The organism is Syntrophobacterales bacterium, assembly GCA_019429105.1.
In the GTDB taxonomy this organism is placed as follows: Bacteria; Desulfobacterota; Syntrophia; order Syntrophales; family UBA5619; genus DYTH01.
The window spans coordinates 23,715-35,774 of the sequence record JAHYJE010000011.1 but is presented as its reverse complement, the minus strand read 5'-3'; the positions used below and the strand labels follow the sequence as shown (position 1 = coordinate 35,774).

At 54.5% G+C, this 12,060-nt stretch carries 10 protein-coding genes; 2 read left to right on the top strand and 8 right to left on the bottom strand.

Annotated features, from left to right (window positions below):
- Window positions 1–8: 8 nt before the first annotated feature.
- Both K0B01_05390 and K0B01_05385 read right to left on the bottom strand, forming a co-directional pair.
- Window positions 9–1,166: an efflux RND transporter periplasmic adaptor subunit gene (locus K0B01_05390; GenBank protein ID MBW6485570.1), complete on the bottom strand. Its 1,158-nt coding sequence runs from the start codon at window positions 1,164–1,166 to the stop codon at window positions 9–11.
- Window positions 1,163–2,560, bottom strand: a complete 1,398-nt coding sequence (locus tag K0B01_05385) for a TolC family protein (GenBank protein ID MBW6485569.1) — start codon at window positions 2,558–2,560, stop codon at window positions 1,163–1,165. Before K0B01_05385 ends, K0B01_05390 begins: the two co-directional genes overlap by 4 nt.
- Window positions 2,561–2,862: 302 nt before the next feature.
- Between K0B01_05385 and K0B01_05380 the strand changes: the two genes are divergently transcribed.
- Window positions 2,863–3,540 carry a Crp/Fnr family transcriptional regulator gene (locus K0B01_05380; protein MBW6485568.1) on the top strand — a complete coding sequence of 226 codons (678 nt, stop codon included), beginning with the start codon at window positions 2,863–2,865 and terminating at the stop codon, window positions 3,538–3,540.
- Between the two features lie 37 nt (window positions 3,541–3,577).
- Here K0B01_05380 and rsmA read toward each other — a convergent pair whose 3' ends face one another.
- The 3 genes from rsmA to tsaD are packed head-to-tail and all read right to left on the bottom strand — an operon-like array spanning window position 3,578 to window position 5,858.
- Window positions 3,578–4,408 carry a 16S rRNA (adenine(1518)-N(6)/adenine(1519)-N(6))-dimethyltransferase RsmA gene (gene rsmA, locus K0B01_05375; protein ID MBW6485567.1) on the bottom strand — a complete coding sequence of 277 codons (831 nt, stop codon included), beginning with the start codon at window positions 4,406–4,408 and terminating at the stop codon, window positions 3,578–3,580.
- Complete coding sequence (locus K0B01_05370) at window positions 4,405–4,854, bottom strand: DUF2062 domain-containing protein (GenBank protein MBW6485566.1); 450 nt, start codon at window positions 4,852–4,854, stop codon at window positions 4,405–4,407. Before K0B01_05370 ends, rsmA begins: the two co-directional genes overlap by 4 nt.
- Complete coding sequence (gene tsaD, locus K0B01_05365; protein ID MBW6485565.1) at window positions 4,851–5,858, bottom strand: tRNA (adenosine(37)-N6)-threonylcarbamoyltransferase complex transferase subunit TsaD; 1,008 nt, start codon at window positions 5,856–5,858, stop codon at window positions 4,851–4,853. The genes K0B01_05370 and tsaD overlap by 4 nt, the downstream gene beginning before the upstream one ends.
- A gap of 96 nt (window positions 5,859–5,954) precedes the next feature.
- Here tsaD and nadB point away from each other — a divergent pair, with 96 nt between their 5' ends.
- Entirely contained in the window at window positions 5,955–7,565 is a 1,611-nt protein-coding gene (gene nadB, locus K0B01_05360; protein ID MBW6485564.1) for an L-aspartate oxidase, read from the top strand.
- A 27-nt stretch (window positions 7,566–7,592) separates the two neighbouring features.
- On the opposite strand, the gene K0B01_05355 is transcribed toward nadB, so the two are convergent.
- The 3 genes from K0B01_05355 to K0B01_05345 all read right to left on the bottom strand — a co-directional run bounded on the left by K0B01_05355 (window position 7,593) and on the right by K0B01_05345 (window position 12,008).
- Complete coding sequence (locus K0B01_05355) at window positions 7,593–8,996, bottom strand: amidophosphoribosyltransferase (protein ID MBW6485563.1); 1,404 nt, start codon at window positions 8,994–8,996, stop codon at window positions 7,593–7,595.
- Window positions 8,997–9,109: 113 nt separating this feature from the next.
- Window positions 9,110–10,414, bottom strand: coding sequence for an adenylosuccinate lyase (gene purB / locus K0B01_05350; GenBank protein MBW6485562.1), 1,305 nt, complete (start codon window positions 10,412–10,414; stop codon window positions 9,110–9,112).
- Window positions 10,415–10,424: 10 nt separating this feature from the next.
- Window positions 10,425–12,008, bottom strand: a complete 1,584-nt coding sequence (locus tag K0B01_05345; GenBank protein ID MBW6485561.1) for an acyl--CoA ligase — start codon at window positions 12,006–12,008, stop codon at window positions 10,425–10,427.
- Between the last annotated feature and the right edge of the window lie 52 nt (window positions 12,009–12,060).

The window sequence follows — 12,060 nt, the reverse complement described above, 5'->3', positions numbered from 1 at the left end:
GAATTCCTTTACTTTTCGTTTTTCAGGATTCCGCCGTCCATAGCCTTTTCAACCCCGCCAACGATGATCCGGTCGTTGGGTTTCAGGCCCGACAGGATCTCCAGGCGACCTTCATACTCCCTGCCGGTCCTGACCAGACGGTAGGCGACAATGTTCTGGTCATCCACGGCATAAACTCCGGCAAGCTGCCCCTTTTCAACAACGGCAGCGCGGGGCGCCAGCAGGATTTCTTTCTTACCCCGGGGAATCCTGACTTTGGCGTACAAACCGGTTCTCAGGCCGGGGCCGCTTACGGAAACCTTCGCCGTGAAGGAACGCGACATGGGGTCAACTGCCGGAAGAATCTCCTTGATCTTTCCCGTCATCTGCCGGTTGAGGGCCTCGATCGACACCCAAACCGGCGCACCGATCTTCAGCCTGCCGGCGAGGCTTTCATCAACGGCGATTTCCGCCATATAGTCGGCCGCGCTTTCCAACGTCAGAAGCGGCATGCCGGGCACGGCCATGCTCCCCACTTCGGTCTTCTTTTCCGTAACCACACCCTTTACCGGGGAGGTCACCCTGGTGAAACCGAGATAAATCCTTGCTTCGGCAAGACCGGCGGCCGCCCGTTTCACCATCTCCTGCCCGCGCTCGTATTCCAGCCCGGCCACTCTTTTTTGTGTCTCAAACTGATCCATCTCCTGCCGGGAGATGGCCTTTTCCTCGTACATTTTTTTATAACGCTGATAGGTAATTTCAGCCAACTCGCGATTCTGCTTTCCCGATTCCAGGGCCTTGGCCGCCTCCTGATGGCCCGCCTCGGCTGCGTTCACCTTCTGCACCACATCCCGGTCGTCGATGGTCAGGAGCAGTTGCCCCTTCTCGACCGCATCCCCCTCCTTTACGAACAGGGCGGTAACCGTCCCCATCATTCGCCCGGCCACATAGCTGGTTTTGGCAGCCCGGATAGTGCCTGCGGCTTCGTAAAATTCATCAACCGCGGTGGGAGCAACCGTTGCGACCGATACACCGCTTATAACCGGCCGCTTTACCGGCGCGGCAACCGACGCCGCCTTCTCGCCACAGCCAGTCAGCAGAAGGGCCGCGACCAGCAGCAAAAACAGCGCCTGCAGGAGCGGCCATTTTTCTTTTTTCTGCCGCCCGCCTATTAATATTGCATTCATTTTGCCCTCCCACTTTGCTCTTCTATCTGCAACCCCTGGAGAATCGTGCCGCTTGCATAACCGAGGTTGAAGACCGCCAGCTTGTATTCATTTTCCCGGGCCACCCGGTTGGCCCGCGCGTGGTCAAAACTTAACTGTGCGTCCAGCATATCCACCAGCGGCGACAGCGCGCCTTCGTACCGCACCCGCACGAGCCGTCGGCCCTCTTCGGCGGTTTTCAACTCTTCCTGCGCGAGTTCCCTGTTTTTTTCCGCCTCTTTCAGGGTCAGCCACGCCTCGTCCACCTGGAAAGCAACCATCTTTTTCATGCCTTCGAGATACTCTTTTGCCTCAGCGGCCTGGTACCCGGCCTTGATCTTCTCATACCTTGTTTTGGCGCCGTCAAAGAGTTCCCAGCGGAGGAATGCCATCACCTGCCAGCCGTCCCCCTCGCCGCCCAACGGGTGGTTGCGGTCATTCCACTGATAGGTTCCGCCCACTCCCACCATCGGGTAATAACCAGCTTCGGCCAGTTTGATCTGGTTCCGGGCGTTTTCGGTCCGCAGCTCCAGGGATTTGACATCCCTCCGGGACAGCGCCTGGTTGCGCAACGATTCAAGTTCCGGCGCCGGAAAAACGGGCGTATCCGCGAAAACTTCGACCGCTTCCGCGGAGCCGATCATGAGTCCCAGCCCCCGTTTGGCCACGTTGAAATTCTTCTCCGCACTGACAAGCCGCTGCCGGGCCTCTGCCACTGCCGTTCTGGCTCGGAGCGTATCGGAGTAAAGCCCAAGGCCCGCCTCATAGCGAACCTTGGCAAGGCGCTCATGCTCCTGCGCATCCTCCAGGGCTTTTTGTGCAACCTGGACATACGCGCCGGCGGTGCCCGCCATCAGGTAGTACTGAACCACCTTGAAGGCCACCTCTTCCTTTTTCCTTTGCAGCGACTCTTCCGAGGCAGCCGCCTCCGTTTTGGACATCGCTATTCCCATATTCGCTTTTTTTACAAAGAGGGGCTGTTCCAGCGTGAAGGCTGTCTGAAAGTCGTTGACGGCCTCCGGATGGTTCAGCGTCTCGGGGACAAAGTCGGCCATTCCGATCCGCTGCTGATTGAGCTTGGTCATGAAGGCGTAAACAGGACTGGTCGTTCGTAAATATCTCTCCTCCAAAGATATTTTGGGCAGCAGGGAACTGCGGGCAATGCCCACCTCCGCACCCTTGGCAGCGTTGGCGTTTCTGTGCGCCTGGAGTTCATGGTTGTTTTTCAGGGCCATCCTTACGGCCTCATCCAATGTAAGCCTTTCTTCCGCGGCGTTTCCTGCTCCCGTCATCGCCACAAATAGGGAAATAATAAAGAAAATAGCGGCAACGGCTCGTCGCTGATGTCTGCTTCTCATCTCGTTTGTTGTTTTCATCTTGCCTCCTGCTGCCTGACGGAACCGCTCCGGGTTGGGTTGAACAAGGAACTTACCGATTCGTTGCTGCGGTATAGGGATGTTTCGCGTTGCTCTTGGAAAGATTCCCCTTTCGCTCGTTATCGCGCGGAACGCCTGACTTTTCCAGAAAAAATATCATCGGACACCATTTTGTAAAAGCGGACTGCAAATTATATTTTGTTTCCATTCGCTCCCTGTGTTAAACATTTTCCAATCTTTGCGCGATAAATACGCGCTCGCGGGCGGAATATCATTGATCTGAATCAACGGGGAGGATTTTTATGGATATCTTGAAGCAAATGCAGACATTGGACTTATTCCAGGGGCTGCCTGCCGAAAAGCTCAAGGCGTTGTCGGAACACGCCCGTTACAGAACCTACAAGGCAGGAGAAATGTTCCTGGGCGAGCTGGATCCCGCCCATGCCTTTTATGTCATCGTCACCGGCCAGGTAAAGCTCTACAAAAGTTCTCCCGAGGGCAGGGAACAGACGCTCAATCTGCTAAGGCCGGGAGACCCCTTCGGCATGTGCACCGCCTTCGCCATCGATTCTTTTCCGGCAAACGCGATGGCACTGGAAGACAGCAGCCTCCTCTTGATCCCCGGGACGGTCATGGAGGCCGTCGCGATGCAAGAGCCGCGCCTGCTGGTGAACATCATCCAGGTTCTCTCTGATCGCCTCCGGGAATCAATGATCCTGATCGAGTCGTTGTCGCTCAAGGAGCTCCCGCAGCGGCTCGCCTCTTTCCTGCTCCATGCACAGAGGATGGAGGGTGCACAGACAAACCAACTGGAACTGACGATCACGCAGCGGGAGCTGGCCAAGATCCTGGGCGCCACCCCGGAAGCCCTTTCGCGGGGAATCCGGAAAATGAGCAACGCCGGGTTGCTGGCGGTGGACGGCAGGTCGATCCTGATTCTGGATCGGGAGGCGCTTAGCGAGCTGGCGGAAGGGGAGTGACCGCTCATTGCCCGGCTAAAGAACAGCCGCAAAGCAGCTATTCCCGAATGGCGCTTTCGGCAAGGCAAGCCGTAAGCTGTGTAAACTCTTCCAGAGTCAGGGTCTCCGCCCGTCTTGTCGGCTCAATCCCGCACCCGGCAAAGGAAAAATCAAGCATTTCCCTTGAAAAACCCATATATAAAAGGTTGTTGAAAATGTTCTTGCGCCTGTGAGCAAAGGCGGCATGAACCAGCTTGTCAAAAAGATCATTGCGAGAATCGTCCAAGCCCTCTTTAACGGTCATCCGCACTACAGCGGAAGCAACATCCGGAACGGGATAAAAGCATTGCGGGGGAACCGTCATTTCATAAACTGCGTCCGTATATTTTGCGACCATTACCGAGGGTATTCCATATTTTTTTGTCCCGGGGATAGCGGTGATCCGGTCGGCCAGTTCCTTTTGAAACATCAGGATAACGGACGCTATCGCGTTGCGAAATGACAGCAGGCGAAAGAGAATCGGGGTGGAAATATAGTAGGGAATATTGCCGATAACCTTTATTTTTTTATCTTTGTCAGCCGCGGAAAAATCGTATTTCAGGACATCCTGGCCGAGGACTTGAACGTTTTCAACACCGTCAAAGCGCTCATGCAGAATATTCAACAGTCGGGGGTCTATCTCCAGGGCAATCACCCGGCGGGCCGTTTTGGCCAGTTCCTCGGTCATGAAACCGAGCCCCGCCCCAATCTCTACCACCGTTTCATCCGCCGCAGACGCGGACAGGGCGGCAATCCGCCTCATGATATTCATGTCCGTGAGAAACGACTGCCCCAGTTTCTTCCGGGGACGAATGTCATAGGCAGCGATCAATTTCCGAACGGTTGTCACGAGGCAGTCCGCTTTCTTATTTTACTGACAAAATAGCGAGCGATAAAATAGGCGGGAACGGCGAAAAACGGGGCCATGCAGATCCCGCCGACCAAAAGCGGCACGAGTATCTCGCGCCCGGCTGACGCAAGTACCCGCAAACTGTAGTCATTAAATTGGAAACCGCTGCCTCCCATGCCGAGGAGAAAACGGCCGAGCTTGTACTGGGAAAGGTAAAGAAGGGGAATGGTAAGCGGGTTGGACACGAGCCAGGAAACAATATAGGCAGCCGATATATTCTGCCGGAACGTTAGCCCGATCAGGACGATCAGCGCTGTATGGAAGGGGATTGTCGGGGTAATGCTGACGAAAACCCCGATCGCCATTCCCATGGCGATCTCCCCGGGGTCGCCCTGGAGGCTGAGAAAGCGCCGATAAAAGTCTCTTAGTTTATCCTGGATGATCATATAGCCGCGGCAATAGGGATGCGTGATACGGCATTGAGGTCAAGACCGTCTTTAACCCCGCTTTGCAGCAAGTGGTTTCCAACCACCGCGATCATTGCCGCGTTGTCCGTACACAAAATGGCGGGAGGAATAAAAACGTCAATTCCTGCGGCTTGGGCCTCACCGTACATTTTCTCCCGCAGGCGGCTGTTCGCGGCAACGCCGCCGCAGACAACAATCCGCTTTGTCGAAACCCCCTGCGTGGCCCGGATCGTTTTTTCCGTCAACACGTCGCAGATTGCCTCCTGAAAGGAAGCGGCATAGTCGGGTATCTCTTCGGGAGTTAAAGGAACATCCCGCTTTTTTAGTTTCGTCAGGAGGGCCGTTTTCAACCCGCTGAAGCTGAAATCGAGGCTGTCGCGCATCGCCCGAGGAAAATTGAAAGCGAGGGGGTTGCCCTTTTTGGCGAGTCTGTCGATCTCCACCCCGCCCGGATAGCCGATGCCCAGAAGGTTTGCGGCCTTGTCAAAGGCCTCGCCCGCCGCGTCGTCTCTCGTTTGCCCAAGCAGGGTGAAATCACTGAATCCTTTGACAAAATAAATGGATGTATGCCCGCCGGAGACGGCAAGGGCGACAAAGGGAAAGGCGGGGGGATTATCGGTCAGGAATATCGCCGCGATATGACCTTCGAGGTGATTGACGCCGACGAGCGGCAACCTCAGGCCGAAGGCCAGGGCCTTGGCAGTGGAAAGTCCGATCAAGAGCGAGCCCACCAGTCCCGGCCCTTTTGTCACGGCAATTGCATCAATTTCGTCTATGGCTATGGCCGCATCTTCAAGCGACTGGATGATCACCGGCGCGATCGCCTCGATATGCTTCCGGGAGGCGATTTCCGGAACCACCCCCCCGTAACGTTCATGCACCCTCACTTGGGAGGCAATAACATTGGAAAGCATGGCGCTCCCGTCTTTCACAACCGCGGCGGCAGTTTCATCGCATGAAGATTCTATTCCCAGCACCAGCATCCCCGTCCACATCCCTGAATTTTATTTACAAAGCGGGGGGAAATATATATAGCTATACCAGTTTTTGCAATTAAACTTTTCAAAGAAGGAATAATCATGGAAATTTATACTGACTTTCTCGTTCTCGGCACCGGAATCGCCGGCCTCAGTTTTGCCATCAAGGCATCGCAATACGGCACCGTGGCGATGGTGACAAAAAAGGAAAGGATGGAATCGAATACCAATTACGCGCAAGGCGGCATCGCGGTGGTTCAGGATGAACTCGACAGTTTCGAGGAGCATATAGCCGACACCCTCGTCTGCGGAGCGGGACTTTCGAAGGAAGAGACCGTCCGTTTTGTCGTGGAAGAGGGACCAGCCCGAATTGAAGAACTCGTTGAATGGGGGGTGGAATTCACCCATTCAACGGAAAATGCCGGCAAGTTTGATCTGGGCCGCGAGGGTGGGCATTCCCGCAGAAGGGTTGTGCACGCCAAAGACCTAACCGGTCGGGAAATTGAAAGGGCCCTGAACGAAAAAGCCGGCAACATCGACAATATCCGGTTATTCGAGAATCACATCGCCATCGATCTGATCATGAAGGCCGCAGCCCTTGGGCAAAAAACCGAAAAAGACCGGTGCATCGGCGCTTATGTCCTCGATATCGAAGACAGGGAGGTTCATACATTCCGGGCAAAATTCGTAATGATGGCAACCGGAGGCATCGGCAAGGTATATCTTCTTACCACCAACCCCGACATCGCGACGGCAGACGGGGTGGCGATGGCCTACCGGGCGGGGGCAAAAATCGCCAATATGGAATTTATCCAGTTTCACCCGACCTGCCTCTACCACCCTGAAGCCAAATCCTTTCTGATCAGTGAAGCGGTTCGCGGCGAAGGAGGGGTGCTCAAGCTGAAAAACGGCGATACCTTTATGGAAAAATACCATCCCCTCCAGAGCCTGGCGCCGCGGGATATCGTCGCTCGGGCGATTGACACGGAGCTGAAGAAATCGGGCGATGAGTGCGTTTTTCTCGATATCACCCATAAAGGGCGGGCGTTCCTCTCGGCAAGGTTCCCCAACATCTACGGAAAATGCCTTGACTTCGGGATCGATATGGCAACGGAACCGATCCCCGTGGCCCCGGCGGAGCACTACCTCTGCGGCGGAATTGTGGTGAACGAGACCGGCGAGACCTCCATCCCGGGGCTCTTTGCCTGTGGCGAGGTCTCCTGCACGGGACTGCACGGCGCCAACCGGCTGGCAAGCAATTCGCTCCTGGAAGCCGCCGTCCTTGCCCATCGCTCCGCGAACCGGGTCGCCGAATTGTTCAGGGAACTCCGACAGGAAGAGACTATCCCCATTCCCCCCTGGGACCCGCGGGGGGCGACAGAAATTAACGAGGCAATCTTCGTCACCTACAACTGGGAAGAGATCCGCCGCTGCATGTGGCAGTATGTGGGCATCGTCCGCTCCGACCGGCGCCTGCAGCGGGCCCAACACCGGATTGACATGATAAACCGGGAAATAGACGAGTATTACCGGGACTTCCTCGTAACGAGGGATCTGCTGGAGTTGAGAAATATCGCGCTCACAGCCAAGCTTATCGTCACCTGCGCCAGAATTCGCAAGGAAAGCCGCGGCTTGCATTACAATCTCGACTATCCCGAAAAAAACGACCGTGTCTGGCTAAAAGACACGGTCATCTCGAGAAACGATATATAAAACCTGATAAGCAGAAGTAAGACAGCCTCAGAAATAACTTGAGCCGTCCCAGCAATGGGTGCAAATTCTTTCCTTTGGCAGGCCGATAGCTTCTACAAGATCGCCAAGCTTCTGGTACTTTAGCGTAGTTACGCCAATATTTTGCCTGATTTTTTCAATCATTTGCTGATAACGGTCTGTTCCTGCTTTTGCATACTCATCCAGATGGCTTGCTTCGGCGCCCTCAATGTCCATTATCGCTTTGCGCCCGGCAAGGTCAAGCGTCGAGCGCGACCGGGAGAAATTAAGGAAAAGGCAAGGAAAAATGAGGGCGGGGCAGGCAGGGCGGATGTGGACTTCTTCAGCGCCATAGTCGTATAATATCCTGACGTTGTCTTTTAACTGAGTCCCCCTGACAATTGAATCGTCGCAGAAGACAATCCTTTTTCCGTTTATCAGCGTTTTTATCGGGATCAGTTTCATTTTCGCCACCAGGTCTCTCATCGCCTGGTTTTGCGGCATGAAGCTTCGCGGCCATGTTGGCGTATATTTTACGTAAGCCCGTTTATAGGGGATTTGTTTCTCTATCGAATAGCCAATCGCATGAGCAACTCCGGAATCAGGAATGCCCGAGACAAAATCGGCAAGGACATCGTCATTTTTTGCCAGTGCCGCTCCACATCGGTACCGGCATTCTTCGACATTGATGTTTTCGTAATCAGAGCTGGGATAACCGTAATAAACCCACAGAAAAGCACACACCTGCATCTTGTCATTGGGCTTCCGACGCTGCTCGTATCCATCGGCAGTGATAAAGACGATTTCACCCGGCCCCAGGAACTTCTCCGTTTCGTAGCCAAGGTTGCAAAAAGAACTTGATTCCGAGCTTACCGCAAATGCCCCGGTCTTTTTCCCTATGACCACAGGGGTTCTCCCCAGTTTGTCCCTTGCTGCAAACAACCCTTTCTCCGTCAGCAGCAACAGTGAACAGGACCCTTTTACATTTTCAAAAACATTTTCTATGCCCCTTTCATACGAATCTTCTTCATCTATCAACATGGCGATCAGTTCTGAGGGGTTGGTTTCGCCATCGATGGTTTCCGAAAAATGTCTGTATTTCTTCAGCGCCCTTACGGTAAGCTCCTCGATATTGTGTATCTTGCTGACCGTGACAATGGCAAATTCCCCGAGATGGGATTTGATCATGATCGGCTGCGCCTCCGTATCACTGATAATGCCGATGCCGCTGTTGCCATGCAGTTGAGGGAGTTCCGGCTCGAATTTTGTTCTGAAATAGGAGCTTTCCAGGTTATGGATTTTCCTTTTAAATTCCTCGGAATTTCTGACCGCCATCCCCCCCTTCTTTGTGCCAAGGTGAGAATTGTAATCTGTTCCGTAGAATAAGTCATCGACACAGTCGGATGTTGAAATCGTACCGAAAAAACCGCCCATAATCTTCTCTCCTTTTTTTCAGAAATCTCCCCAACTCCGCGCCCTCTGTGGCTACCCACAAAACATCAACCTGATGAGACTGATAACCAACAACAATTTTTCTTGCCCGGCAATCAGCCTGCCTCGGGACCGAAGACGCGGGCGAAGATAAAATCGACCTGCCGGATGAAATTTTGCACATCGAACGCCTCTGCGAGATCGGCTTTGGCGATGCGGGAGACGACCTCCTCGTCCTGGAGGAGCAGCTCCTTGAATTCGACGCCGTTTTCCCATGATTTCATCGCATTGCGCTGGACGATCGCGTAGGCGTTTTCCCGCGTGATCCCCCTCTCGATCAGTTTCAGCAACACCATCTGGGAGAAAATAACCCCCTTCGTCATGTTGAGGTTGGCCAGCATCCGCTCCGGATAGACGACCAGCCTCTCGATGAGCCCGGTGAAACGCGACAGCATGAAATCGAGCAGGATTGTCGCGTCGGGGCCGATCACCCGTTCAACGGAGGAGTGGCTGATATCCCGTTCATGCCAGAGGGCGACATCCTCGAGGGCGGCCGCCGCATAGGAGCGCATCAGGCGCGCCAGACCGGAGATATTTTCCGAAAGCACCGGGTTGCGTTTGTGCGGCATCGCGGATGAACCCTTCTGCCCCGGCGAAAAATACTCCTCCGCCTCCCGCACCTCCGTCCGCTGCAAAAGCCGGATCTCCTGGGCGAATTTGTCAAGCGAGGACGCCACAATCGCCAGCGTCGTGAAATATTCCGCATGGCGATCCCGCTGGACGATCTGCGAGGAGGCGGGCGCCGGTTTCAACCCCGCTTTTTTACAGACATACTCCTCAATAGAGGGATCAATGAAGGAAAACGTGCCGACGGCGCCGGAAATCTTGCCGGCGCTGATCGTCTCTTTCGCCCGGACGAGTCGTTCGCGGTTGCGCTCCATCTCGGCGTGCCAGACGGCAAGCTTCAGACCAAAGGTTATCGGCTCCGCGTGGATTCCATGAGATCGGCCAATCATCAGCGTCCGGCGGTGGGCAAACGCCTTTTTTTTCAGCGCGCCGAGCAGCAGGTCAACATCTTCGATCAGCAGCTCTACCGCCTCGCGCAACAAAAGCGCCAGGGAGGTGTCAAGCACATCCGACGAGGTCATGCCGCGATGGATAAACCTGCTATCCGGGCCAACCTTCTCCGATACGGATGTTAAAAAGGCGATCACATCGTGTTTGGTAGTTTTTTCAATCTCGTCAATCCGTTCAATATCGAAACCGGCCCGCTCCTTGATGTTTTTCAGCGCCTCCGGGGGAATTTCACCCCTTTCTGCCATAGCCTCGCAGGCCAGAATCTCGATATCCAGCCATTTCTGAAACCGGTTCTGCGAACTCCAGATCGCCTCCATTTTTTCCCGTGAATACCTCGGTATCACTTTATCCTCCTTATTTATCCTTTAACTCTTCCTGCAACGCAAGTTTGTTCACCTTGCCGCTCGCCAGCAGCGGCAGAAGCGGACGGATGAAAAATTTCTTCGGAATTTTGAAGTTGGCGAGCCGGGAGCGGCACAGCTCCCGCAGCTCTTCTTCGGAGGCTTCCTGCCCCGGCATCTGCATTATCCAGGCCCAGCCGACTTCCTGGTACAGCTCATCGGGAACCCCGATTACGGCGGCAAACAACACCCCCGGACTGGTTTCCAGAACCTCCTCTATCTCGCGGGGATAAACATTTTCTCCGCCGGTCTTGAACATCTCCGATTTTCGCCCGGTAATGGATATATAGCCGCGGGCATCCCTGCTTGCCAGATCGGAGGTATAGAACCAGCCGTCTTGGTCGAGCACCTCCGCCGTCATCTCCGGTTTGTTGAGATAACGCTTGAATATCGAAGGCCCCCGGAGGGCGATCTCTCCGATCTGAGAGTCCGGCAGCTCCTTGCGGTTTTCATCAACGATCTTCAATTCGAACGGCGGCGCAATCTTTCCCGCAGTAGTAAGCAGGGTTTCCAGGTCATCCCCTTTTTCGGAGTAGGTGACAAACCCGCAAACCTCAGTGCTGCCATAGCCGGTGAGCAGAGCGGCGCCGGCATTCTTGCAGATTCCGGAAAGCAGTTCGAGCATAATCTTCGGGGCGGCGGCGCCGGAAAAGACAATCGCCTTCAAACTGCTGAAATTGGTTTGAAAAAACTCCGGCTGCTTCATCTCTAACAGAAACATAACCGGCACCTGCCCCCAGAGCGTAATCTTCTCCTTTTCGATGGTCTTCAGAGTGCCGACCGGATCAAACTGCTCCATATGAACAATGGCGCCGCCTTTCATTATCGAGGCAAAGGCAATCTCGGTATCCGCCGCGACGTGGTTTATCGGAAAATGGAGGAGACAGCGGGCTTCGTTATCCACACCGAACTTTAAAACCTCCACCTTGATGTTTTCAACTATTCCTGCGTGGGTGTGGAGAACCCCCTTTGGTTTCCCGGTAGAACCGGATGTGTACAGAAGGAGCGCCTCGTCGTCAGGACCAACCTCCGCGGCGCGTTTTGTCAGGAGGGCGTCAAACTCCGGCCGGGGTCTGTTTACAAAGTCAGTAAAATTATCGGCGCCCTCAAGCGGCTCGCCAATCACAAGCACCTTTTTGATGAAAGGAAATTCCTGCCTCAGGGCAGTAATTTTATCTCCCAGATCGGCGCCAAGAAATGACCGAACCGCCATTAGAACAGACGGTTTGGAGTCGCCAATCTGGTAGCGCAGCTCGTCTATGGTAAGCTTCGGATTCAACCCCAGCCAGATTGCCCCTACCTTGCCCGCCGCCATATAACTTAACGGAAACTCATTGCGGGCAGCGGCAAGCAGCGCAACCCGCTCGCCCTTCTGCAAACCGATTTCCAGATAGGCGCGGGCGATCTGGTCCATCCTTTTCTTGAAATCAGCCCAGGTCAGCCGTTCCTCTTCGTAGATTAGCGCCTCGGCCACAGGCCTTTCCCCTGCCCATTTTTCCACGTAATGCCAAGTCAAATTCAAATCCTGCCAGCTCATAAGTGTTTCCTCCGTTCGTTTGATAGGCGCCTGTCCGGATAATTCTTGTCTG